The 25942-nt window shown below is 47.3% G+C and carries 20 protein-coding genes and 1 CRISPR repeat array; of the genes, 11 read left to right on the forward strand and 9 right to left on the reverse strand.

Going from position 1 to position 25942, the window contains the following annotated elements:
- The first annotated feature begins 216 nt into the window (after window positions 1-216).
- The 5 genes from JGK36_RS17030 (at window position 217) to JGK36_RS17050 (ending at window position 7957) form a co-directional block, all read left to right on the forward strand.
- Window positions 217-1263 carry an aldo/keto reductase gene (locus JGK36_RS17030; protein WP_293182248.1) on the forward strand — a complete coding sequence of 349 codons (1047 nt, stop codon included), beginning with the start codon at window positions 217-219 and terminating at the stop codon, window positions 1261-1263.
- Between the two features lie 1074 nt (window positions 1264-2337).
- Window positions 2338-3639, forward strand: a complete 1302-nt coding sequence (locus JGK36_RS17035) for a glycosyltransferase family 1 protein (protein ID WP_293197644.1) — start codon at window positions 2338-2340, stop codon at window positions 3637-3639.
- A gap of 141 nt (window positions 3640-3780) precedes the next feature.
- Complete coding sequence (gene glf, locus JGK36_RS17040; protein WP_293182252.1) at window positions 3781-5022, forward strand: UDP-galactopyranose mutase; 1242 nt, start codon at window positions 3781-3783, stop codon at window positions 5020-5022.
- Window positions 5023-5356: 334 nt separating this feature from the next.
- Window positions 5357-5674: an STAS domain-containing protein gene (locus JGK36_RS17045; protein ID WP_293182254.1), complete on the forward strand. Its 318-nt coding sequence runs from the start codon at window positions 5357-5359 to the stop codon at window positions 5672-5674.
- 399 nt (window positions 5675-6073) lie between these two features.
- A complete protein-coding gene (locus tag JGK36_RS17050) occupies window positions 6074-7957 on the forward strand; it encodes a glycoside hydrolase family 2 protein (protein WP_293197646.1) in 1884 nt (627 codons plus the stop codon).
- Here the strand turns inward: JGK36_RS17050 and JGK36_RS17055 are convergent.
- The gene (locus tag JGK36_RS17055; protein WP_293193246.1) at window positions 7954-8109 is read right to left on the reverse strand and encodes a hypothetical protein; all 156 of its coding nucleotides are present in this window, start codon (window positions 8107-8109) and stop codon (window positions 7954-7956) included. The two genes, JGK36_RS17050 and JGK36_RS17055, sit on opposite strands and share 4 nt — an antisense overlap.
- A 171-nt stretch (window positions 8110-8280) precedes the next feature.
- Here JGK36_RS17055 and JGK36_RS17060 point away from each other — a divergent pair, with 171 nt between their 5' ends.
- The 3 genes from JGK36_RS17060 (at window position 8281) to JGK36_RS17070 (ending at window position 12029) form a co-directional block, all read left to right on the forward strand.
- Window positions 8281-9375, forward strand: coding sequence for a beta-glucosidase (locus tag JGK36_RS17060; RefSeq protein ID WP_293201011.1), 1095 nt, complete (start codon window positions 8281-8283; stop codon window positions 9373-9375).
- Window positions 9376-9757: 382 nt separating this feature from the next.
- Window positions 9758-10843: a galactose-1-phosphate uridylyltransferase gene (gene galT, locus JGK36_RS17065; RefSeq protein ID WP_293197647.1), complete on the forward strand. Its 1086-nt coding sequence runs from the start codon at window positions 9758-9760 to the stop codon at window positions 10841-10843.
- Window positions 10844-10928: 85 nt separating this feature from the next.
- Window positions 10929-12029: a M24 family metallopeptidase gene (locus JGK36_RS17070; protein ID WP_293197648.1), complete on the forward strand. Its 1101-nt coding sequence runs from the start codon at window positions 10929-10931 to the stop codon at window positions 12027-12029.
- A gap of 173 nt (window positions 12030-12202) precedes the next feature.
- Here JGK36_RS17070 and JGK36_RS17075 read toward each other — a convergent pair whose 3' ends face one another.
- Window positions 12203-12649, reverse strand: coding sequence for a clan AA aspartic protease (locus JGK36_RS17075; protein ID WP_293197650.1), 447 nt, complete (start codon window positions 12647-12649; stop codon window positions 12203-12205).
- A 244-nt stretch (window positions 12650-12893) separates the two neighbouring features.
- On the reverse strand, window positions 12894-13925 hold the full coding sequence (gene pdhA, locus JGK36_RS17080) for a pyruvate dehydrogenase (acetyl-transferring) E1 component subunit alpha (protein ID WP_293182273.1): 1032 nt from the start codon (window positions 13923-13925) through the stop codon (window positions 12894-12896).
- A 400-nt stretch (window positions 13926-14325) separates the two neighbouring features.
- Between pdhA and JGK36_RS17085 the strand changes: the two genes are divergently transcribed.
- From JGK36_RS17085 to JGK36_RS17095, 3 genes are all read left to right on the forward strand, one after another.
- Window positions 14326-16647: an IMS domain-containing protein gene (locus JGK36_RS17085; protein WP_293182275.1), complete on the forward strand. Its 2322-nt coding sequence runs from the start codon at window positions 14326-14328 to the stop codon at window positions 16645-16647.
- Entirely contained in the window at window positions 16614-16790 is a 177-nt protein-coding gene (locus JGK36_RS17090) for a hypothetical protein (RefSeq protein WP_293182277.1), read from the forward strand. Before JGK36_RS17085 ends, JGK36_RS17090 begins: the two co-directional genes overlap by 34 nt.
- A 329-nt stretch (window positions 16791-17119) precedes the next feature.
- Window positions 17120-18271 (forward strand): glycosyltransferase family 4 protein, encoded by a 1152-nt coding sequence (locus JGK36_RS17095; RefSeq protein ID WP_293182279.1) that lies wholly within the window; start codon window positions 17120-17122, stop codon window positions 18269-18271.
- Between the two features lie 8 nt (window positions 18272-18279).
- A CRISPR array of direct repeats spans window positions 18280-20692; the repeat unit is 37 nt; unit sequence GTTTCAATCCCTGATAGGGTTTTAGGTATTTTCCGGC.
- A 252-nt stretch (window positions 20693-20944) separates the two neighbouring features.
- On the opposite strand, the gene cas2 is transcribed toward JGK36_RS17095, so the two are convergent.
- From cas2 to cas7d, 6 genes are all read right to left on the reverse strand, one after another.
- A complete protein-coding gene (gene cas2 / locus JGK36_RS17100; protein ID WP_293197652.1) occupies window positions 20945-21220 on the reverse strand; it encodes a CRISPR-associated endonuclease Cas2 in 276 nt (91 codons plus the stop codon).
- Between the two features lie 2 nt (window positions 21221-21222).
- Window positions 21223-22224: a type I-D CRISPR-associated endonuclease Cas1d gene (gene cas1d, locus JGK36_RS17105; protein WP_293197654.1), complete on the reverse strand. Its 1002-nt coding sequence runs from the start codon at window positions 22222-22224 to the stop codon at window positions 21223-21225.
- Between the two features lie 22 nt (window positions 22225-22246).
- Window positions 22247-22840, reverse strand: a complete 594-nt coding sequence (cas4, locus tag JGK36_RS17110; protein WP_293182285.1) for a CRISPR-associated protein Cas4 — start codon at window positions 22838-22840, stop codon at window positions 22247-22249.
- Between the two features lie 367 nt (window positions 22841-23207).
- Window positions 23208-24041, reverse strand: coding sequence for a CRISPR-associated endoribonuclease Cas6 (cas6, locus tag JGK36_RS17115; protein ID WP_293182287.1), 834 nt, complete (start codon window positions 24039-24041; stop codon window positions 23208-23210).
- Window positions 24042-24129: 88 nt separating this feature from the next.
- Complete coding sequence (gene cas5d / locus JGK36_RS17120; protein WP_293182289.1) at window positions 24130-24867, reverse strand: type I-D CRISPR-associated protein Cas5/Csc1; 738 nt, start codon at window positions 24865-24867, stop codon at window positions 24130-24132.
- 5 nt (window positions 24868-24872) lie between these two features.
- Window positions 24873-25928: a type I-D CRISPR-associated protein Cas7/Csc2 gene (cas7d, locus tag JGK36_RS17125; RefSeq protein ID WP_293182291.1), complete on the reverse strand. Its 1056-nt coding sequence runs from the start codon at window positions 25926-25928 to the stop codon at window positions 24873-24875.
- Window positions 25929-25942: the final 14 nt, after the last annotated feature.

Here is a 25942-nt window from a genome sequence, read left to right on the forward strand (position 1 = left end):
TGGACTGAATGAAAGTTCGTAGTGCGGACTTCAGTCCGCACTACGAACCGAAATCTGTATCGCTTAAGTTATTTAATTGCAATTCCTAAATTGACAAAAGATTCAAAATCCAACTGGGAACTCTTGGCACTCCCAAAGCCCCTCACCTCCGACTGATGCGTACACAGCAAATTCAGATATATACTCTTAAGCGCAATGAACTAACAGATAGGTGACATGAGATACAAACTACTAGGTCACAGCGGACTTCGCGTTTCCGAAATCTGCCTCGGAACCATGACTTTTGGCGAAGAATGGGGTTGGGGCGGTTCCTACGACGAAAGCCGGAAGATGTTCGACGCCTTTGCAGAAGCGGGCGGCAATTTCATTGATACCGCGAATCTCTACACCAACGGTACCAGCGAAAAATATGTCGGTGACTTCATCGGGGGCGATCGCGAAAAATGGGTTGTTGCCACCAAATACAGTCTTAACATGAAAAATGGCGAAATCAACGGTTTCGGCAACCACCGCAAAAATATGGTGCAAGCAGTAGAGGCCAGTTTGAAGCGATTGCAAGTTGAATACATAGATTTGCTGTGGCTGCACGCTTGGGATTTTACGACACCCGTCGAAGAAGTAATGCGCGCCTTTGACGACTTGGTACGCGCCGGCAAAATTCTTTACATCGGCATTTCCGATACACCGGCTTGGATTGTTTCTCAAGCAAATACGATCGCCAACCTGCGCGGCTGGACACCATTTATCGGCTTGCAAATCGAGTATTCTTTAAAAGAGCGAACTCCCGAACGCGATTTGCTCCCCATGGCAAAAGCCTTCGATATTGGCGTCACAGCTTGGAGCCCCCTAGCAGGCGGTTTGCTAACCGGAAAATACAACATTTCAGAAACCGCAGGCGAAGCTAAACGACTTAATTCACCTGAATCTGGAAAAATTAGCGAACGAGACCTCAATATTGCGGCTGAAGTTAGTAAAATAGCAGCCGAAATTGGCAAACCTAGTTCTCAAGTAGCCTTGAATTGGTTGCGACAACAGTCAGTCGATGTGATTCCGATTGTTGGTTCCCGCAAACTCTCGCAACTTCAAGAAAATCTCGCTTGTCTGGAGTTTGAATTAACTCCCGAACAAATGCAGCAGCTAGACACAGTAAGTGCCATTGAATTGGGTTTTCCCCACGATTTCTTAAAGAGTTCGATGGTGCAAGATTCTGCCTTTGGAGGGGGAATCGCCAAAATTGACAGCCGCCGACTTTCATTCAGTTGACAGTTGACAGTTGACAGTTGACAGCGACCTCTACCTGGAAGGAAGAGGATTGGAATCATGAATAGTCTGATTTTAATTTATCCCGATCGGGCTTGGGGCTTTAAACCAATTCTTTCTGGTAAAGTTGCTGCTATCTTCTAGTCGCGGTTTGCGTCCATATTTGGTGCGGGAATCGCAGATATCGGCAAACCCGCCCTTAGAGGGATGATTGAGATTTGTACTCTGGGCGTCAGTTTAACCTCACATCTTGCACCAATCTCGTCACCTTGGTTTCTTGTATCAGACTCGCGTAAAATCCTACGTTTCTCGTCGCTGTTACCTGGTATCTCCGGTATAGTTGAAAAGGGTACCAGATGTGGGTTTAACCCAAATACATAAACTGTCAATTGTTAATCTATCGGAAGTCATAAATCTCGGCAAAGCAATTGTATATGAAGATACAAATTTTGTAGGTGTGCGATCGCATAAGTTGAAAAAATGCGAAGTTTGTTAAAGCAAATAGCAACAAAAGCTCGATCGCAAATTTTCTCTCCCCTCCAAATAAAAACATAAAACTTGCTCAGTTTTAACACCTGTTTAAAAACACAATGCAACGGTAGCCAAGCTTCAAACCCTTAATTCATAAGTCATTCCCAATTATTCAATCTCAAAGCTCAAATCTCAAATCTCAAATCCTAGCGCCCTGTACCTGCCAGTTAAGAGTCATTTTACAAGAGCGATCGGCATTTTAACCGCTTTTCAAAAGGGTGCAAGCTAGGCGCTGAGAACGAAGTCATCCTTCAGATAGAAGTAATGGCAGAAAAACTGAGTTAGATTTAGCAACAATAGCAAGTCTAACAATATTAACTTATCTCCAGTTTCAATACTGAAAAAAGCAGATAAGCGTGTTTTTCCGCAGCTAAACTTTTGCTTTGTTTGGCCCACTGAATGCGGCGCTTGCTCGTCAAATAAAAATTCTCAGATTGATGCTTGCGAATTTCAGTAAGACACTGCTGAGAAGGATATTTTATTGACAAATTTTCACCAACCAATTTTCATTAACAAATTTTCATTGACAAATTCCAGAGGCTAATTATGTCCCCCCCAGAAAACTCAGTAAACAAAAATTATAGCAATAAAGGTCGAGCATGGGAGATCCGATTTACCTCGATAGATCCCGCAAAATCTCCCTCTCAATTCGCACCCTCACCCGCATTGCGCGCTAAGTTATCAAAACCTGCTGCTTTAGATGCACCGGATTTAGTTTGCCTGTCTCATTTGCGGTGGAATTTCGTCTATCAGCGTCCGCAACATCTCTTAGGCCGCTGCGCCAAAAATCGCCGCGTATTTTTTGTAGAAGAACCTGTTTTTAGCTCGGCTACAGATTGGCGGCTTGATGTCAGCATTCACGAAACCGGAGTCTGGATAATAGTACCGCACCTGAGCGAAGGAATCAGCGAAGAAACTGCACAAACTGCTCAGCAAGCCATGCTTGATGATTTGTTTCAAGCAGCCGAAATTAGCCAGTACATCCTCTGGTATTACACACCAATGGCTGTCAGTTTCACAAACCACTTAAAGCCACTAGCTGTAGTCTACGACTGCATGGATGAACTGTCAGCATTTCACGGCGCGCACCCGGAGTTAAAAGCAAATGAAACCCAACTATTAAAGCGCGCCAGCGTCGTATTTACAGGCGGACACAGCCTCTACGAAGCAAAACAGCAGCAGCATCCAAACATTCATTCTTTCCCCAGCAGCATCGAAAAAGAACACTTTGCTACAGCGAGAAATCTTTCAGAAGAACCGACCGATCAAAAAGATATTCCTCACCCGCGTTTGGGATTTTTTGGGGTTATAGACGAACGCATGGATATCGAACTGCTGCGCGGCATTGCCGCAGCGAAGCCGGACTGGCATTTAGTGATAATTGGCCCGGTGGTGAAAATAGACCCTGCTACTCTACCAACTCACCCAAACATACACTATCTCGGCGGCAAATCTTATCAAGAACTGCCAGCATATCTGGGCGGATGGGATATAGCAATGCTGCCTTTTGCGATTAACGAATCGACTAAATTTATTAGTCCGACGAAAACTCCCGAATACCTCGCTGCCGGCAAACCGGTGATTTCTACTGCGATCCGCGATGTGGTGCGCCCCTACGGAGATAACGGCTTGGTTCGGATTGCGAGCAATGTGGCAGAATTCGTTGCTGCTGCTGAAGAAATTATGGGCGAAACTTCGGAAGATCGCGCCAAATGGCTGAGCGAAGTTGACGCCTTTTTAGCAGACAATTCTTGGGACAATACCTGGGGCGAAATGCTGGGGTTGATCGAAAGTGCGATCGCAAGTAAGAAGTCAGTTGGCAGTTGGCAGTTGGCAGTTGGCAGTTGACAGTTGATAGTTAGTAGTTTGGAGTTGCTACCAATAACTAATAACTAATAACTAATAACTAATAACTAATAACTAATAACCATTCCCCATTCCCCATTCCCCATTCCCCATTCCCCATTCCCCATTACCAGAGGTTTTTTAATGTTTGACTATTTAATTGTCGGAGCCGGATTTGCAGGTAGCGTTATTGCCGAAAGACTAGCAACTCAGGCGGGAAAAACAGTCTTGATAATTGATACCCGCAACCACATCGGCGGCAACGCATACGACCACTACGACAATCACGGCATCCTCGTTCACAAATACGGCCCCCACATTTTTCACACCAATTCGCGCCCAGTTTTCGAGTACCTTTCGCAGTTCACCGAGTGGCGGCCATACGAACACCGCGTCCTCGCCAGCGTTGACGGTCAACTGCTGCCAATTCCGATAAATCTCAACACCGTAAACAAACTTTACGGACTGAATCTGACATCATTTGAAGTTGAAGATTTCTTCGCAAAAGTAGCCGAACCAAAGGATTACATTCGCACTTCCGAAGATGTCGTTGTCGGCAAAGTCGGCCGCGAACTTTACGAGAAATTCTTCCGCAACTACACTCGCAAACAGTGGGGAATGGATCCGTCGGAACTCGACAAATCAGTGATTGCGCGCGTGCCCACCCGCACTAACCGGGACGATCGCTATTTCACCGATACCTATCAAGCAATGCCGCTGCACGGCTACACTCGGATGTTTGAAAAGATGCTGTCTCACCCAAACATCAAGGTGATGCTGAATACCGACTACCGCGAGATTGAGAGTTTTATTCCTTACGGGGAAATGATTTATACCGGGCCGGTGGATTCCTATTTCAATTATTGCTACGGGAAACTGCCTTACCGTTCCTTGGAATTCAAGCACGAAACGCTGAACGCACCCGTACACCAAGCTGCACCGGTGGTAAATTACCCGAATGAGCATTTATATACTCGCTGCACGGAGTTTAAATACCTCACCGGACAAGAGCATCTAAAAACGAGCATTGTCTACGAATATCCCCAAGCTGAGGGAGACCCTTACTACCCGGTTCCGCGTCCGGAAAATGCGGAAATTTACAAGAAATATAAGGCTTTGGCTGATGCAACTCCCGGAGTTTCTTTTGTGGGAAGGCTGGCGACTTACAGGTATTACAACATGGATCAAGTTGTCGCTCAAGCTTTGACAACTTATACTCAAATTACGACCAATCCGGTGATTAAATTGGCGGCAAATCTTAACGATGCTGCCTCTAATTTGAGTTCGTCGAACGCAGTTGCTGAACTCCCAGCCGCTGCTTCTCTAGAAGTTGCTGCTGTTAACGGCAATGGCAAATCTGCTAGCAAGTATAACAGTCCCAAATGAGTCGTAAAGTTTTTTACCCCACCCCAACCCTCCCCTTATTAAGGGGAGGGAGTAAGAAATTCACAAATGATTTAGGATTGCTATAGCTGCAAGCTGTGAGTTGGTAAGGCTAAAAATGTCAGTTGACAGTTGACAGTTGACGGTTGACAGATGAGGGCGACCTCTACCTATAAGGAAGAGCATTGGGGTAATGAATTGTCTTCTTTTAATTTCTCGCGATCGGGTTCCGGCTTTCAACCAATTTTTTATGGCAAAAATGTAAGGTGCGCGCTCCGCACTTTACTCTGCTTTTCTCAAAAGTTATTAAACAATTCAAACAAGGGTTAAGGTGAACATGAGCACTATCGTTAAAACTGTTTTGTCTCATCAGGTTTTGGAAGGTTCTCAATTTCCTCAGTTTCAGAAAGAAATAGAGCGCCTAATTGAAAGCGGTGGCAAAATTCTGATGCTCGATTTCTCAAATATCATTTTCCTTAAAAATTCGGAATTAATGGCTGTAGTGGCGATTATGAAATTAGTTAGAGACAGCGGATGTATACTTTTGATATCTGCCATGAGCGAACAAGTTAGAATGCTATTTGAACTCACGGGACTAGAACAGATATTTCAGTGTTTGCCACCTCCGGAAGAAGTTCCCGTCAATCGATTTTAGATTTTAGATTTTAGATTTTAGAGGCGACCCCACGGATAAATTCGGGGGAAGAGAGGATTTTCGATTTTCGATTTGGGATTGATATTCTTGGTCAAAAGTGACCTAGCTGAACCTTTAGGAGCTTTGCAAACTGTAGCTAGCTAAACTTTGCAGTCAAGACTCATGCTTCCTATACCGATCGCAGGGTGCGTCAGTGAGAATCATAGCTTAATTTTAAGCGCTGTTAGCTGACTGACGCACCCTACAAGTATAGAAAAGCCGGACACAAGACCAAGTAAAGCTCAGGCTGTTTGAAGTCAAAAAAATTAATTTTTTAACGATAAATTAGATTGCAAAAAACTTGTCAAAGTCGCGGGAATAGTCGCTAACCTATAAATATAACTTCGGGTAGATGTGCCGATGAGTTGGTTAGGTATAGAACTAGAAAATTGCGATATTGAAGAGTCTTCCACTCTAGACAATAAGGTGACTGTTCAAGGGCGGAAAACAGGTTATCCGCGCCCTCAATTGCGCCGCAGTAACTGGATTTGTCTGAACGGTAAGTGGAGGTTTGCTTATGATGACGCGGGACGCTGCGTGCAGCCGATCGACATTACGGACTGGAGTCACACTATAGAAGTGCCGTTTGTTCCCGAATCAATCAAAAGCGGGATCGGCGACACGAATTTTCACGCTAACTGTTGGTACGATCGCGAATTCGACCTGCCCCACACAGAAAGCAGAGTTCTCCTCCACTTCGGCGCTGTAGACTACCGCGCCCGCGTCTGGGTAAACGGTCAGTTTGTCATCGAACACGAAGGCGGGCACACTCCTTTCACCGCAGACATTACAGCAGTTCTTAACCCCATCGGGCCGCAGCGGGTGACTGTTTGGGCCCAGGACGACCCGCAAGATTTGGCAAAACCGCGCGGCAAGCAAGATTGGCAAGTGGAACCGCACAGCATCTGGTATCCGCGCACGACTGGCATTTGGCAGACGGTGTGGGTAGAATTGGTGCCTCACACTTATATCGATCGCATCCGGTGGACTCCGCAGTTTGAACGCTGGGAAATCGGTTTTGAGGCGTTTGTGGCGGGCGATCGCCAGTCGGGGATTCAAATTAAAGTTAAACTGTCGATCGGCTGTTTGCTGCTGGTCAACGACACCTACGAAGTGATCAACGGCGAAATCCACCGCCGCATCGCCCTTTCAGACCCGGGTATCGACGACTACCGCAACGAACTGCTGTGGAGTCCGGAAAAACCTACATTAATTAACGCACAAGTCGAGCTGTGGGCCGACGGCAAACTGCTTGACGAGATTAAATCTTACACCGCGATGCGGACTGTCAGCATTCAGCGCGATCGCTTCATGCTGAACGGCCGCCCCTACTACCTGAGACTGGTGCTCGATCAAGGTTACTGGCCCGATACCCTGATGACGGCGCCATCCGACGAAGCTTTGCGCCACGATGTCGAATTAGTCAAAGCAATGGGTTTCAACGGCGTCCGCAAACACCAGAAAATCGAAGATCCGCGATTTTTGTACTGGGCCGACGTGCTGGGGCTGCTAGTTTGGGAAGAAATGCCCAGCGCCTACCGCTTCACTCGCAAGGCCGTTGACAGGCTGACGCGGGAGTGGACGGAAGCGATCGATCGCGACTCCAGCCACCCCTGTATCGTAGTCTGGGTGCCGTTCAACGAATCCTGGGGAGTTCCGAATTTAGTCGAAGCCGCAGCCCACCGCAACTACGTGCAAGCCTTATATTTTTTGACGAAAACCTTAGACCCCACTCGCCCCGTCATCGGTAACGACGGCTGGGAAAGCATCGATACCGACATCCTCGCTATTCACGACTACGACAACAACCCGCAAACTGTGGCAAAACGCTACGGGCCCGAAGTCCAGCTAGCCGATTTGTTCGATCGCGGGCGTCCCGGAGGGCGAGTCCTCACCCTCGACGGCCACCCCCACCAAGGACAGCCCGTAATGCTGACAGAATTCGGCGGCATCGCCTGCGCCGGCCGCGAAAACCCCGATTTTCACAGGGTGTGGGGCTACGTGCGCGCGTCGGACACCTCTGAATTGCAACACCGCTACACCGCGCTGCTGCACGTGGTAAATCGAGTGGAAATGTTCAGCGGATTTTGTTACACGCAGTTGACGGATACTTTCCAAGAAGCTAACGGTTTGCTGTATGCCGATCGCACTCCCAAATTTCCCATAGAGGCGATCGCGGCGGCAACTCTCGGCTGGGATATTCCCGAAGAAAGTTCGCAGCCGCCAGCGATTACTCAGTGCTAATTGGGAATGGGTAATTGGTAATTGGTAATTGGTAATTGGTAATTGGTAATTGGGAATGGGTAATTGGTAATTGGTAATTGGTAATTGGTAATTGGTAATTGGTAATTGGTAATTGGTAATTGCCCGCAGTTCCAAGTTATTGGATATAGCAAGTCTCAATCATTTATGAACCTCTTCCCGATTCCTAATGCCCAATGCTTTTCGGCCCAATTCCCGATTCCTAATGCCCAATGCTTTTAGGCCCCATTCCCCATTCCCCATTCCCCATTCCCCATTCCCCATTCCCCATTCCCCATTACCTAATAATGTTTCAAAGTTTTTTCATGGGCGGATTTGAATGTTCCACCCACAAATTGCGATCGGGAAAACGCCTCGATGTCACAGCCGCCACCGGCCACGATAAATTTGCGATCGCCGACTACCAACGCTTGCAAGAACAGGGCATTTACACAGTCCGCGAAGGCCTCCGCTGGCACTTAATCGAACAGTCGCCCGGAAAATACGATTTTTCCAGCGCCCTACCAATCATCCGCGCCGCCCGCGACACCAAAATGCAGGTAATTTGGGATTTATTTCACTACGGCTGGCCCGACGATATTGATATTTTCAGTCCCGAATTCGTGTCCCGGTTTGCTAAGATGGTGCGCGCTTTTATGCAAGTGCTGACTGAGGAAACCGACCAAACACCTTTTGTGACACCTGTCAATGAAATTTCATTTATTGCCTGGGCCGGCGGCGATGTCGCCTACATCAATCCTTTTGCTAAAGGACGCGGAGACGAGCTGAAAATCCAGTTGATCAAAGCGTCGATCGCAGCGATAGAATCAGTTTGGGAAGTCAATCCCCGCACCCGCATCGTTCAAATCGACCCGGTAATTAACATTATTGCCGATCCTGACAAACCGGAAGATAAAGACGTGGCGGAAGGTTATCGCTTATCTCAATATCAAGCTTGGGATATGTTGGCGGGACGCTTTCGCCCCGAACTTGGCGGCCAGGAAAAGTATCTCGATATTATTGGGGTGAATTATTACGATCGCAATCAGTGGATTCACAATGAAAATCCGATGAAATACACAGACAAGCTGTACCGCCCGTTTCGCGAACTGCTGCAAGAAGTGTTCGATCGCTACGGCCGCCCCTTATTCGTTGCAGAAACAGGTACTGAAGACGATTTTAGACCTGTGTGGTTGAATTATGTGTGCACGGAGGTAGCGGCGGCGATTAAAGCCGGAGTTCCGGTGGATGGAGTTTGTTTGTATCCGATTGTCAACCATCCGGGTTGGGATGACGATCGCCACTGCTACAATGGTCTTTGGGATTATTGCGATGAAAAGGGCGATCGAGAAATTTATCAGCCTTTGGCGGATGAATTGCAGTTTCAAAGGCAGCAGATTGAACCGTTGCTTAAGTGTTGAGACTCGGCGGTTGAAACCGCGTCTATACAAACGAAGTCCGCCTGCGCGGACTAAGAGTTAGAGCGGGTATTTAAGCCGGATTTGGGATTAGATATAAAAGGGCGATCGCTTTTGGCTGACGTTTATTATACAGACTTAATCCAAGGTCGAAGTTTGCCAGAATTAAGCCTTTCTATATATTTAAAAGTGCGATCGCACGCATCATACCAAATCATACTTAAATACCCCCTTTATTCTTCAGTCCGCGAAGGCGGACTTTGTTTGTGTAGACGCGGTTTCAACCGCCGAGTCTCAACAAAAATTGCGACTTTAGATAGGGGCGAATTCTCCCAGCACGAAGTTATACTCCTAACATCTATTAAAAACGCCCGCCCCAACAAAAATGCACTCCCAAATATTGCTAAAACCAGACGGCCGCCCCCTGACACTCTACAGCCGCTACCCAATCCCAGAAGGTATCGCGGCCGTAAGTCCCAGCAATGAACCCGTACAGGCAAACCCGCACTTTCGCTGGCATCCTTTGCGGGGGGAATGGGTAGCATACGCCAGCCACCGTCAGGGAAGAACTTTCATGCCGCCGCCGGAATACAACCCGCTGGCTGCGACAATTAATCCCAAATTCCCGACAGAATTGCCACCTGGAGATTACGATGTAGCTGTTTTTGACAACCGCTTTCCCTCGATGACTTTTCAGGCGAACAACGCACCTGCAAGTATTGTCGAAACTCTGCCAGCTAAGGGCATTTGCGAAGTCGTTGTTTTTACTCAAGATCCGCAGGCTTCCCTCGGTTCTTTGGAGTTAAGTCACTTAGAATTGCTGTTAGAAGTATGGGCCGATCGCACTTCAGTTATCGGCAGCAATCCAGAAATTCAATACGTCTTGCCTTTTGAAAATCGCGGCGTCGAAGTTGGAGTGACTTTGCACCATCCCCACGGTCAAATTTACGCTTATCCCTTCGTGCCCCCAGTGCCGGCGCGGATGTTAGAATGTCAATCAGTTTACTATCAAAAAAACAGTTCCGGTTTGCTGCAAGATTTGATTCAAAAAGAGATTGCAGATCAGCAGCGAATTCTTTATTTGGATGAAGAGGCGATCGCCTTTGTGCCCGCTTGCGCCCGCTACCCTTACGAAGTTTGGATTGCGCCGATAACTCCCGCTGCTACATTTATCGATTTGACGGAAAAACAGCGTCAATCCCTCGCTAAAGCCTTAAAAACAGTCACCCTTAAATACGACGGTTTGTGGCAGCGCCAATTCCCTTATTTGATGGCTTGGTTTCAAGGGCCGACAGACGGGAATCCGCATCCAGAGGCGCATTTGCACGCTGAATTTTATCCGCCCTATCGATCGAGCGATCGGCTAAAATATCTAGCAGGAACCGAACTCGCCGCCGGAATGTTTGCCAACGACGCATTACCCGAAGAAAAAGCCAAAGAATTGCAAGCCGTATCTGTCAATCTATTTTAGATTTTGGATTTTAGATTGAAAGATTGAAAGATTGAAAGATTGAAAGATTGAAAGATTGAAGAATTAACTCCACATCAATTGCTTTATGATAAACTCATTAAACGCAGAAGTCGATCGCAAACTCGAATTCATCCGCAAAACCTTAACAGAAACAAAAGCGAGATCCCTGCGCTTGCGCGGCACCGACTGGTTTGCTTGGGCCACCGCTGGCGGTTCCAATACAGTATTGCTGACAGCAGAAACCGGAGTTGCAGAAATATTAATTACCGCCGAAAACGCTTTTGTGCTGACAGATGAAATCGAAGCTCAACGCTTGCAAGATGAAGAATTGCCCGACAACTTTCAAAAGCACATCTATCCTTGGGCAGATGTTGCACAGCGCGAAGCTTTTGTCAAAGAAATTACTGGTGGCGGTAACGTGATGTGCGATCGACCAATTCATCATAACGAAACTACGATCGCCGCATCTTTACAGTCTCGCAAACAGACAATGATGTCAAGCGAATTAGAGCGGTATCGCCGAGTCGGACGTTTAGCCAGCGAAGCGATGACAGAGGTACTTTCGGCGGCAAAACCGACATGGACAGAATATCAGCTAGCGGGAGCAGGTGCAGAGGCATTGTGGGCGAGAGGCTTGCATCCAGCCCTGACATTAGTGGCTGGAGAAAGGCGTTTGCCGCTATACCGCCACGCCACCGCCACCGCCGAACAAATTGGGAAGCAAGCCATGTTAGTATTCTGCGCTAGGGGAAACGGTTTGTATGCAAATTTAACTCGATTTGTCTGTTTTGGTTCTCTAGAAAAACAGCATTCAGAATTGCACCGACAAGTTAGAGAAATTGAAGCCGCTGGCTTAGATTCGTGCCGCCCGGGAGTATCTATGAATGCGGTTTATGATACGCTGAAACAAGCTTACGAACAGCACGGATATCCTCAAGCAATTCGGGAACACCATCAAGGCGGAACTACTGGATATTTGGCGCGGGAAATTGTGGCGAATCCGGCTACTTCAGATATTTTAACAGAGAATACGGCTGTGGCTTGGAATCCGAGTTTGTCTGGAGCAAAAATTGAGGATACGTTTGTAATTTCCAGCGATGGAAAGTTGGAAAATTTGACATTCGATGCGAATTTGCCGAGTGTAGAAGTAGCAGGCAGGTTGCGCCAGGTGCCGCTGGAAATATAGCCGAAGCAAAGCACGACGGGGATTTTGATACGGATACACGAATTAATTATCGAGTTATATCAAATCCGGTACATCGGAATTAATAATTACCCACAATCAGGACACGGCAGTGCCGTTTCCCTACCCCGATTAATTGTAGGGACACGGCACTGCCGTGTCCTCTGGATTTAGTCTTAAACTCTCAATACAGGTCTTTCGGGATTTTCAGGATTGGGAACTAGACGCTGATTCTTGCAATCTACCAGCAAATCTAATGTTTCTAACACAGTTTGACCGATTAGCACGCTATCCCCTAAAACCATTGCTGCCTCAATTGTCTCGCGCCCTTCCATTTCAATCAGAATAGGCCCGGTTAATCCCACAGTTTCTTGTCGGCCATCAGCATATTTTGCTATTTCTTGACTCCGAATTCTTAAGCCGAGGTGTTCGCAGACTTCTAGGGGAATTGCTGTGCGTACAGCACCAGTATCTATCAGTGCTTCTGCTTCGTACACGCGCAACAAATTGGGATTGAGCAATCCTCTCTTGACTAACTCTTCATCAATGGCGTTCGTTAGCTTGACTTTGACTCGAACTGCGCCCATATTTTTGCTGATTTGAATTCGATCGCAATTTATCATAAAAATAGCCTCTCTATTCGTCTACAAAGTCTACCTTTGATTCTAGCTTGAAATTTGTGCAGCCACAGGTTTTAAGGGTACATCTCAATTTTGTAAGGGCGAAGCATTTCGGCAGACAATTTATTAGTAATAACCAGAGATTTACTGCCGAAATGCTTCGCCCCTACGAGTATATTTGCAAAAATGGGATGCTCCAGGTTTAACCTGTAGGCTGCAACAACATTCGGCTAAATATGTCTAAAGACTATTCATCTTCAGCATAGATATACCGATACAATTCGCTCGGATCGGGTTCGGGGCTTTTCTCAGCAAAATCTACCGCATCATCGATGACTGCTTCAATCTTTTTCTCGATCGCCTTTAATTCCTCAGCAGTGGCCAAAGTGCGATCGATCAAATCAGCAGCCAACTTCTTAATCGGATCGCGCGGGAACCAATATTCCTTCTCTTCCTTAGAGCGCAATTCGTCAGGATCTGCCAAAGAATGTCCGCGAAAACGATAAGTCAAAGCCTCGATCACAGTCGGCCCTTCGCCGGCCCGCGCCCGCGCTACAGCTTCCTTCGCGACTTCCCGCACCGCCAAAACATCCATCCCGTCAACCTCAACTCCAGCCATGCCAAAAGCATGAGCTTTCTTGAAAATCATCGGGTCAGAAGTAGCTCGCTCGTGGGCCATGCCGATCGCCCATTTGTTGTTTTCCACAACATAAAGAATCGGCAATTTCCACAAAGCCGCCATGTTCAAACACTCGAAAAACTGCCCGTTATTTGCCGCACCATCGCCAAAAAAACAAGCAGTCACGCCATCGGAACTTTCATCTCCCAAAGCTTCGCGCCGGTACTTCGATTGAAAAGCCGCCCCCGTAGCTACAGGAATCCCCTCAGCCACAAAAGCATAGCCTCCCAACAGCCGGTGTTCTGCCGAAAACATATGCATCGAACCGCCGCGGCCCTTCGAGCAACCGGTTTCCTTTCCGAACAACTCCGCCATTACTTCCCGCGCCGGTACGCCCGCACTCAAAGCGTGAACGTGATCGCGGTAGGTGCTGCTGACGTAATCCGTACTATCGCGGCGCATCGATCGAATCACCCCAGTAGACACGGCTTCTTGGCCGTTGTACAAGTGGACAAAACCAAACATTTTGCCCCGGTAGTACATCTCAGCACACTTGTCCTCAAAAAAGCGCCCCAAAACCATATCCTCGTAGAGCATCAAGCCCTCATCCCGAGAAATAGTTACGCTTTGTGCGTCAAAAACTGGTAGAGTCCGTTCCATAAAAAATTAATACCCGATCGGCTGCCTAAACATCTAAATGTAAACCGACAGAGGACACAACCGCAGCATAAAATGGGCGAACATTTTCCCAGCAGCAGTTACAAGCATTGTTAAAATGAGCTTAGTATGGGAAATTTGCCAAAATAGGGAGAGCCAACTGCCACATCGACCCGCTGCGGTTGTGTCTAAAACTTAAGATCGGTCTTGTTCAAAGTGGGGCAGGATGCGAACCTCACTCTAAAACGCCGTAGAGGGAAACAGTCGGAGTACCTTGAAGGAAGTTCTCGATATCCTTAACAGGACTCAGAAGCTCACATCAAAATCATATTTTTGAGATTTGATGTGAGAGCATCACCTAAGATAGGCTAATTCAGTTGCTAGCGCTTTGGGGAAGTGGACAGTGCTCATTCCACTAGATTACTACCGTATTTTGGGTCTACCGATTCAAGCTACTGCCGAACAGTTGCAGCAGGCTCACCGCGATCGAACTTTACAGCTTCCACGCCGGGAGTATTCCGAAGTTGCGATCGTCGCCCGCAAACAACTGATCGATGAAGCCTGCGCCGTTCTGTCAGACTCAGACGGGCGCAAAGCTTATGATGTCAGTTTTTTAGCCAAAACTTACGATCGAGAGTCGGAAGCAGCCATGGCGGCCAAGCAGAGGTCGAAAACCTCTACTGGGCCGGCCACAGTCCTGCAAGATGCAGGAGAAACCGTTGCGGCAGAGTCTAAGGCTTTAGACGCTGCTCCTGACCCCCACACTCCAAGTATTGAAATCGATGACAACCAATTCGTAGGAGCCCTGCTCGTACTGCAAGAACTGGGGGAATACGAACTCGTACAGAAGCTGGGGCGCCCGTATCTCAACAATGGCAGCATCGCGATCGACGAAGGCCGCTTCGGCGACCCGCAGCTCGTGCGGCCCGATATCGTTTTAACCGTAGCCCTGGCCTGCCTAGAACTCGGCCGCGAACAGTGGCAGCAAGGTCAATACCAAAATGCGGCAAAATCACTAGACGCAGGTCAAGAACTGCTGCTGCGCGAAAGCTTATTTCCAAGCGTGAGGGGTGAAATGCAAACCGATATATACAAACTCCGTCCGTACAACATTTTAGAATTACTATCGCTCCCCGAAGAAAAAGTCTCCGAGCGCCGCCAGGGACTGCAAATCCTGCGAGAAATGCTGGAGGAACGGGGCGGCATCGATGGCTCGGGGGACGATCGATCGGGTTTAGGAATAGAAGACTTCCTCCGCTTCGTCCAGCAACTCCGCAAACACCTAACCAGTAGCGAGCAGCAGACCCTATTTGAAGCTGAAGCCGGCCGCCCCTCCGCAGTGGCCACTTACCTCTCGGTCTACACTCTGTTAGCCCAAGGATTTGCCGCCAGACAGCCTTCGATGATCCGCCGCGCCAAGCTGATGCTGATGCAGCTCGGCCGCCGCCAAGACGTTCACCTCGAAAAAGCTGTGTGTTCGCTGCTGCTGGGCCAGACAGAAGAAGCCAGCAGATCTCTCGAACTCAGTTCGGAAAAAGAACCCCTCGCGTTCATTCGCGAACATTCCCAAGATTCTCCCGATTTGTTGCCAGGACTCTGCTTGTACGCCGAACACTGGCTGCAAGAAGAAGTGTTTCCTCACTTCCGCGACTTGGCAAACCAGTCAGTCTCTTTGAAAGATTATTTTGCCGATCCGAAAGTCCAAGCTTACCTAGAAGCTTTGCCCTCGGATGCCGAAACCGCCAACGAATGGGTCGTCGTGCAACCGAGATCGGGCAAACCTCAGGGGAAACTGCAACCACCCGGCGATCGCCCGCCTGCACCTCCACAGCCTCCCGCAGCCAAACAGGCAGCCAGTAGTCTCACCTTGACCCCCGTACCGACTGACAGATCCAGCGCAGCTTCAGCGCCGAAATACCAGGCAACGGCGGCAGGAATTGGGGCTGCGGCGGCCGTCTCTCTCCCGACAGCTACGGCGGGACGGCCTGCGGCCTCGACCTCCAAACCGCGCAGGAACCCGAGTTCGAGCCGGCGCAGCGGAGCGATCGGCCAGGGGTTAACAGGTTCTTTTGCCGATCGGGCGCGCACCCTAGCAGCCCAAATTGGGGCCCAAGTCAAGTCCCTGCCACCAAACAAGCTGGCTCTGCTTGTCGTCGCAGCCGTCCTGAGCCTGTTAATTCTGTGGTTAATACTCAGTCTGTTTTTGAGTGCCTTGCAAGCCCTCTCAGGCCCATCTCTCCAAGGAGAACAAGCCCGCGTCAGCCTCGATGCACCGCCCATAGAAATCCCCGCACTAGCCCCTGCCCCAGAGCCTGGCGCCCCCGCCCCCGCCCCAGTGTCGGGAGCAATGACGGAAGAAGGAGCCAAACAAATAGTTCAAGACTGGCTGTCGGCGAAAGCAGCGGCTTTGGGCCCCAATCACGCTGTCGAAGAATTACAGAAAGTTCTCACAGAACCGGCTTTGTCTCGCTGGCAATTGATGGCAGATGCCCAACAGAAAAACAACGCCCACCAGCGTTACGTGCACAAGCTAGAAGTTAAAGGAGTTAAGACAAATCCGACTAATCCCGATCGCGCCGAAGTAGAAGCCCAAGTCAGCGAAAAAGCCGAAACCTTCGATCGCGAACAGTTAGTTACTTCCCGCAACGAAAACCTCCGCATTCGCTACGACTTGATCCGCCAAGAGGGACAATGGCGGATTATGGATTGGCAAGTGATGAAGTAGGGAATTGGGCATTGGGCATTGGACATTGGGCATTGGGTGTCCCAAGTAACGGAGGAGACGGCAATGCCGTTTCCCTACTCCAAAATGATCGATTATCCTCGGGCGAGGAGGAGACGGCAATGCCGTTTCCCTACCACGATTAATTGTAGGGAAACGGCAGTGCCGTTTCCTGATTTTGGGTAATATTAAATCCGTTTGCATCGGAATGATCTAAATGGAGGAGACGGAGGAGACGGCAGTGCCGTGTCCCTACGATCAATTGTAGGGACACGGCACTGCCGTCTCCTCTATATTATTCCGGTGCAGCCGGAATTGATATGATATTACATCCCGTACATTGCTCGTTAGCCGAACTTTCTTCTGCTAGAATTTTAAATTCTTAGATCGGAGTTTTGAATTGCAAATTATTGTTGAATGCTGGCGTTTTATTTGTCATTCCTATTGCGTATTCAATCAATTTCAACTATTAGAAATGCTCGTAGGCGTAAGCCGGGGCGTAAGCCATCGCCCTCCAGGACAAATTGAGCTTTTTCACCGGGATATGCCCTACGTAGACGCAGCTTGGGAGACGAAAGTTAGTTTGTTCGATCGCCCGAATGACAGATTACTCCGCAGCATTCCGAACCCTCGGGAAAATCAGTCAGCCGACGTGACGCTGCGAATGCACTGCCCCTGGGACTTTGCAGCATCCAGCAGCACCGAAACTTGGGTATTTGCAGCCACAGAATGGGGGATTATTACCAGTACAGTGTTGCAGGCGATCGGCGTAAGGTCGATCGCCCAAACCCCGGTTAATTCAGAAGTAAAAATTATTACACCTTCGGCGTGGTCAAAAGCGGGCTTAATTCGTAGCGGAGTTGAGGGCGATCGAATTGCCGTTGTACCTTTGGGAGTCGATCCTCAAATTTATTATCCTGTTTCGGGCGATCGGCGTCAATTGCTGCGCGAAAGCTTCGGTTGGTCAAACTATTTTATATTTTTAAACATCGGAGGACAAACCGATCGCAAAGGGATTCGTCCTTTATTAAAAGCCTTCGCGGCGGTAGTTGACAAATATCCAGATGCGAGATTAGTTTTGAAAGGTTCAGAATTGCTTTATCCGTCTAGAGACGAGATTGCTGAAGCCTGCCGAGTTGTGCTCAACGATGCTGAAAGAGCGAGGGTTTTACCGAGATTAATTTATACTGGGAGCCAGCTATCTTTTGCTCAAATAGCGGAGATTTACCAAGCAGCAGATGTTTATGTTTCTGCTTATTTGGCGGAAGGTTTTAATCTGCCGGTGTTGGAAGCTGTGGCTTGCGGTTTACCCGTAATTTGTACCGAGGGTGGCCCGACTGATGATTTTACTCGATCGGACTTTGCGCTGCGAATCGAGAGTAAATTTACGGCTGTGGTAATTGAGGGAGAAACCTTATTTATGTTAGCTCCTGAGTGGGAACATTTGACTGATTTGATGCAGCGGGCGATCGAGCAGCCTGAAATTGGGGCGAGAGCTCGGGTTGCGGGCCCGGGTTTTGTGGCTGATAATTTTAGTTGGGGGCGATCGGTCGATCGGCTGCTTGAGGTTATGGGAGGGGATAAAAGGAGAGTGGAGAAGTCTATTTTTGAGCCAATAATTTTGTAATTTGGGCGTTTCAAGCCCTAGATGGGGAAATAGGTATTTTCCGGCTCAGGGCCGATACTTTTTACTACCCGCCCTAAACATCGTTTCAATCCCTGATAGGGTTTTAGGTATTTTCCGGCTCGCTGCATGGCATACATTGATTCCATCAGCGAGTTTCAATCCCTGATAGGGTTTTAGGTATTTTCCGGCTGTGAGAATTTCTGCGTTACCTTGCACAATCTATGGGAAGAGTTTCAATCCCTGATAGGGTTTTAGGTATTTTCCGGCATTCGATTGATTTTGCGCGGCTCCTCGACCTTCCGTTTCAATCCCTGATAGGGTTTTAGGTATTTTCCGGCTCATTGAGCCTGAGAATATGCCCCTCATCCACAAAGGCCAGTTTCAATCCCTGATAGGGTTTTAGGTATTTTCCGGCTGCGATCTCGGAACATTTAAGTCTTCCGCCACAACGTATGTTTCAATCCCTGATAGGGTTTTAGGTATTTTCCGGCTCGATTTGTTGTCTATAATTATCTTAAAATTAGAAAAACTGGAGTTTCAATCCCTGATAGGGTTTTAGGTATTTTCCGGCGGTGCTGACATTTCGATCGCAAGCGGGTGCTGATCCGTTTCAATCCCTGATAGGGTTTTAGGTATTTTCCGGCGTTAAATAGCCAGTAGGTAAAGCTTTCAACCATTTTGCAAAGTTTCAATCCCTGATAGGGTTTTAGGTATTTTCCGGCTGGATTTTCTTACCTTTTGTATTTGATTCAAATCGAAAAGTTTCAATCCCTGATAGGGTTTTAGGTATTTTCCGGCAATCGCACTGATATTATTAAAGTGGCAGAAATGTTTCAATCCCTGATAGGGTTTTAGGTATTTTCCGGCGCTTGATAACAATGGTCGCTACCGTGACTTCCTCGTTGTTTCAATCCCTGATAGGGTTTTAGGTATTTTCCGGCGATAAGAAGGAGTGGCAGCAGCAAGCCCGACGCTCAAGCCGCGTTTCAATCCCTGATAGGGTTTTAGGTATTTTCCGGCGCTCGGTCGCTTGATGTCAATGGCTTTCCATGTTGTTTCAATCCCTGATAGGGTTTTAGGTATTTTCCGGCAGATGTAGCGATCGAAATGTCGAAGCATCTTGGAATGTTTCAATCCCTGATAGGGTTTTAGGTATTTTCCGGCGAAACTGTACTGGCCCTCCACCGGCACCACACCCAAGTTTCAATCCCTGATAGGGTTTTAGGTATTTTCCGGCTCAATATATTGGCTGTGCCTCTACTTCATGGATAGTTTCAATCCCTGATAGGGTTTTAGGTATTTTCCGGCGCTGTCAATTTTTCGCAAGGACAACCAAACATTAGTGTTTCAATCCCTGATAGGGTTTTAGGTATTTTCCGGCTCTTATGGAATGAACTTTGTCTACGGCGGCGCTGGCGGGTTTCAATCCCTGATAGGGTTTTAGGTATTTTCCGGCGGAGGGCCGCTACTTAAAGCACATTGCCGTACTGGGAAAGTTTCAATCCCTGATAGGGTTTTAGGTATTTTCCGGCTTGCGGGGGACATATCTTGGTCAGAAAGTTTTGAGTCAGGTTTCAATCCCTGATAGGGTTTTAGGTATTTTCCGGCGCTCTGGCTTTCATCTCTGCAATCTCCGCTTCAGTTTCAATCCCTGATAGGGTTTTAGGTATTTTCCGGCGCATCTAACGTAAGTCCCCCAATTACCTCTTCCCGCAGTTTCAATCCCTGATAGGGTTTTAGGTATTTTCCGGCCAAAGTGGCGATCGGACTGGCAACTCTGGGAAGTGTTTCAATCCCTGATAGGGTTTTAGGTATTTTCCGGCAAGAGGTAATACAGAAGTTGACGGTATTTTTCAAATCGTTTCAATCCCTGATAGGGTTTTAGGTATTTTCCGGCGCCCATTACAGCAGTGCCCCCGCTCCTGTCGTATCCCCGTTTCAATCCCTGATAGGGTTTTAGGTATTTTCCGGCTCCTCTGGACTGATGGTTTCAGGTTCCGGCTCAGAGGCGGTTTCAATCCCTGATAGGGTTTTAGGTATTTTCCGGCTCGGCACTCGACTGGCAAGCACCTGCGGGCGGGCAAACCACGTTTCAATCCCTGATAGGGTTTTAGGTATTTTCCGGCGCAGTTTCTGCATTGGATCGCTAATAATAGCTCGAAGGTTTCAATCCCTGATAGGGTTTTAGGTATTTTCCGGCGCATAACGGGGTGGACTCGAAAATACTTTGTGGAACGTTTCAATCCCTGATAGGGTTTTAGGTATTTTCCGGCGATAAATTGTCTAGCTTTTCGTAGAGATTGGTTAGCATCGGTTTCAATCCCTGATAGGGTTTTAGGTATTTTCCGGCTGTAAACTTGTAAATTATTATCGTCAACATCGTCGTTTCAATCCCTGATAGGGTTTTAGGTATTTTCCGGCCGCCCGCTCCAGAAGCCTTGGTGTATTTGGTTTTCAAGGTGCAGTTCCGTGAATCTAAAACAAAAGTACCATTTCAGCCCTAGGCTTGTCAATCCCCAATTTTTCATACTCACTCCAAAAACGTTATCCTGTAAAGCTTTCAGATTTTCCGTGAATCGTTTTTTGAGACTAGGGGCATCAAACTCTTGCTGCACATCAGTTTCAGCCGAAAAATTTGATACCCCTATTTTAACACCTACCCGTTCACGGAAACTAGGCAAAAAATATTGTTCGATCGGCAGGAACGACCCCACCAATACGTTCAATCTTACCTTGACAGCAGGCGCACAGCGGAAAAAACAAAATACTGTCTTCGTTTGGTTTGATGACTTTGTTCAGGCGCGATCGCAATTTAGCATACTGAGTCTCAGTCAGATCGGCACACTCGAATACACTGTACTGCATCCACTGCCCATAAGACTTCAGCATTTTGTGAATCTTTGTCCGGCGCTTGTCTTCCGAAATATCGTAAGAAATCAGAATGTGCATATCTAGTACAAAACTAAAGGTGGATATTTGTCAATCTCGCCCATCAAATATTTCGCCAACAGCCGCCCCTGAATCTCAAAAGCCTCTCGATAAGTGCACTTGCGTTTCAAAACCGGATGCTTAAACTCAGACTGCTTTTTCTTTTCATACAACCTCAAAAACTCTTTCCGTCCCGTTTCCGACAGTCGCATCACATTACTCAGCGGTTCCACAGTAAAATCATTCGGCGTCAGAATCCGGCGGTTAATCGCGTTGAGAATTACACTGTCAGCCACCAACGGGCGGAACTCTTCCATCAAATCAAACGCTAAACCCACGCGGCCGTAGCGCTGCGTATGAAGGTATCCTAAATAAGGGTCAAATCCCACAATATTAATCGCGCTTTGGACATCGTGACGTAGCAACGTGTAAGCAAAATTCATCAAAGAATTCACCGGATCGGTAGCAGGGCGGTGTCGGGGTTTAAACACAAAGCCTTCCGCCCGAATTAATTGGTTGAAAACTCCAAAATACGCCGCACTCCCAGCACCTTCATGGCCGCGCAAAGAATTAATGTTGTCAGTTTTGTCAAGTTTGGCGATCGCATTTGAAATCTGAGTAATTGCCGAACTTAAATTTAGTTCCGAATGTTCCCGCTGAGTTTGAGATAAACTGGTGCGATAGTTCTTCAATTTTCCCCGAATAAAACCCTGGACAACATGAATAGCTTGCGGAGTTTCCCCCGCCGCTTTCCACTGAGCATTCCGAACGAAAATGTTTTTACTTAATTCCGGTTCCAGCTTACCCAAATAGTGACCAGTATCGGTGATAAAAGTCAGAGGAATTTTCCGCTGAAGCAATTCTGCAACCGCAGCCGGGGAAATAGTCGCCCGTCCCACAATCACCACTCCATCTAAATGAATCAAAGGCACATCCTGTAATATTTGATTCTTTGCCTTGACATTCAGCCGTTCATCTGTTTTGCCGATAAACACATCATCTTGATTGATATAAAGTGTTCCCATGATAGACTCCCAAAAATGAGGTTTAATTAGCTTCTTGATAGCGCAGGACTTTTTCAGCAGCTTGCGGCAAACATTGCTGATAAAGGCTGCAACCCTGACAGCGTTTGCTATAGTGCGCTGGAGGAATTTTGCCAGTTTGCAGTAAAATTTGGATAGCGTTGATAGTGGCGATCGTCTCCTGTCTCAACCCCTCAGAAATCTCCACTAACTGCCGCTGATGCGACTGCGCGTAATACACATATCCAGTCGCAATACTTTTCCCCGTCATCTCCTCCAAGCACAAAGCTTGCGCGCAAACCTGCAACTCATCGTTATCCCATTCGCCCTTGCGCCCCCGCTTGTACTCAACGGGATACAACTCACCATCCGTTGATTCAATCAAATCGGATTTCCCAATCAGCATATACCTTTCAGACTTCAGCCAAATCGCCCGCACCTGCCAAGTCTCATCGCGGTTGATTTGACTGAGAGTGTGAACGCGATCGTGCAAACTCGTCCCTTCGATGGTATACTGGTTATCCGTGAATTCTCCCGCGCAAGACATCCGCCAGCAGCGGTGGGGACAGTAAGAGTATTGGTTCAAAAGTGCGATCGAAATGTAATCAAAATCGTTCATAATTTTGATAGTTTGTAGGAGATTAGTAATTGAAATTAGCAACAGGCAAGATGCCTGTTCCACAAGAGTTTAGTGTTATTGTGGGGTGGGCATCTTGCCCGCCCTCAAAATTGGGAATTAGCAACAGGCAAGATGCCTGTTCCACAAGAGTTTAGTGTTATTGTGGGGTGGGCATCTTGCCCGCCCTGGACATCCATAATTAGCAACAGGCAAGATGCCTGTTCCACAAGAGTTTAGTATTATTGTGGGGTGGGCACCATAATTAGCAACAGGCAAGATGCCTGTTCCACAAGAGTTTAGTATTATTGTGGGGTGGGCATCTTGCCCGCCCTGGACATCCGGCATCTTGCCCGCCCTCAAAATCGGTTCAACTCTTATTAACAACAATCCGTCGAGTCATCCCCATCCCCATCGGAGTTTTCCTCCCAACCCCGCAGTAAAGAGCAAAATCCGCCAAAGCATTAATTTGCTTAATCACCAAAGGCTCCACATCACCCAAAATCCGATAACTAACCTCCCCAACCATGCCCACAAAATTGCTTTCATAGTTAGTCAATCTTTCAGTTTTGATATTGACAAATGTCGAAAAAAGTGCATCCAAAGACAAATCGGGAATCTCAATCCCGCTGTACTTATTCCACCGACTGAGGAGACTGTTAAAAACGCAGTCCCTAGTCGGAATCACCGAATCGAACTTCCCCTGTCGAAAAGTAGTAGGAGTCGCAAAACTGAAGGCAATTAAGCGATTAGTTTCTGAAGCTTGTTCGTAAAGTTGAGAATAAGTACAAGCATTAGCCCAAGGTTGGTCTACTTGAGGTGTTCCGAGAATCTTCGTAATCATCAAATCCGCCGGGCCAAGGTGCCACGGCTTCGAGGGATTGAGATTCAGCCAAAGGTGAGTTAATTTACCGAATAAAGTGTCATCCAGCAGACTAATTCGCCACCAACAGAGAGAGTGTTCTGGAATTGGTTCTGTGTGTTCCCATTGGAGGGAATGGTGTTTTTTGAAAGGGCATTTTTTAGTTTGCAAAGGGCTGAGGGTGAAGGATTTGTCGGCTGTGGCATCGTGAAGGCGATCGCCCAGTTGTTTGTCAACGGAGCTCACGAGGGTGAGGAAGAGGGCGTGCAGGTGTCTTCCGGTGAGGTATCCGGGGGGAATTGGGGCGATGGGGAGGATGTTGAGGATGAGACTGTGCGGCATATTTGGATAGTAAAATTAATGTGTGATAGGTTCGTAGTGAGGACTTCAGTCCTCAGCAGGACTAAAGTCCTTACTACGAACCTAAGAGTTAGTTAGCCCGAAAGCGGTATTCCATACAAGCTGGAATTTGGATATTTTCAAGCTTGTAATATTTCTCGCCTATTTTGATTTCTTCAAGCTTGTAATATTGCCCACGAATTTTGATATTTTGAATCAAACTTACTGGGGGCATATTCACCACATCGTAGCTCATCACTTGATGCGAAAACATCACATCTAAGGGATTAAGCAAATAGGGAAAAATGAAGTCACCATTTTTGCGCTCGAATTTTGTAATTTCATCAGTCTTTAATTCAGCTTTGCTCATCCACTTTCCCAAACGAATCCATTTAGCCAGTTTCAGAGGCTTCTCTGAGATGATGAAAAACTCAAATTTGCTTTCAGGAGCAATTTCTTTGGTTCTGCCAAAACTGGGGATATTTTTCTGGGTTTTCTCCATCTCAACGTGATAGTTGTTGTTGGCGTATTTCCAAGTGTTGAGAGTGGAGGAGTGAAAAAGGGATCGCCCTGGAGTAACATAAATCCCCTGTTGGTTGAGTGCCGTTAAATGCTGCTCGTATTTAGGGATTTGTTCGGGACAGAAATAGCGATAGGAATCTTCTTCAGAAACGGTGGTGGCATAGACTTCGCTATCCACCAAACCGAGGGCGTAACAAAGCGCGTAATTGTGAATTACAGGCTCTGTTTCGTAAAGTCTCCCTATCTCGCGAGTTGCAAAATAAAGGCTATCATGCAACTCGATTTGACAGCGGTAAATTAAAGTCATGGTTTTTACTCCGCTGCTGTTGTAGCTCCTGCTTTACCCTTGATATGCTTCTTCGCGTAAGCTTTAGCCTCATCATCAGCTTTCTTTAAAATTGCTTTAAGCGTTGTCTCATTACTCGTCAAAGCCTTAACTTCTTTAAGAATAGGATCAAATTTTTCACCGATAAAAGCAGTTTTTACAATGGGTTCGTCATCCAAAAGAGATTGAATTGCTGTCTCAGCGTTATCCATCACATCATCTTCATCTAACGGGTCAAGAGATTGCAGCACTTCATCAGGAAACAGGTCATAAATTGCCTGAGTCCAACGGAGGTTACTGGTGATTTCGCCATCAGCAAAAACAACACCAATTAATTCATTACGCATCGTGCCTGTACGAGTGGTTTGTGCACCGTAACGACTGGTACGCAGGATGTTATTCAAAACATATAGAAAGCCTGCCTCAGTTGCATCTTTGAGAGTGATAATGCTAGGAAAGAAAACCTGTGGTCGAATATGATCTTGTTGATTAATTCGGGCTGTAGTTGTACCAATTTCTCCATCTAACTTACCCTTATCTTTGCCTTTTGGTAATTCTTTCATCTCTCCCTTCGCTGCCATTGTGCCATTTTCATAAGGAGCATTCAGCGTAAATGTTTCATGAGAATCATCAAAGGGTGTGATTGAGTATGCAGTATCAACCACCACCTTAGATTTTTCCGATCCAGAATCACCAATAGCAAAGCCATAGATAATGCAGTCGGGGTTATCCATTGCGAATCGGACGTTATACTCGCATTCTTGTGCGGTCATAAATCCATAATTACGAAGCAATTCCCGACCAACTAAGCGTTCAGGTGTAGATTGTTTGCGTTTGAACATCGTCAGACGGCTGATCGGAGCGCTATTTTCGCGTTTTCTTCCTGCTCTCACTCTCGCCTTATTAAGTTCTTGGTCTGTTTGAAATAAGGGATAGGATTCAGTGACACGAATAGTCAAAAAATGGATATATTTTCCCATTGGCTTGTAGGGAATTTCATTTTGGAAGCATTTGGTTTGGTCAAGATTCTTTAGAAAAGTCATTGTTTGTCTCCAGT

The sequence above is a fragment of the Microcoleus sp. PH2017_35_SFW_U_B genome, from assembly GCF_020737865.1.
GTDB lineage: Bacteria > Cyanobacteriota > Cyanobacteriia > Cyanobacteriales > Microcoleaceae > Microcoleus.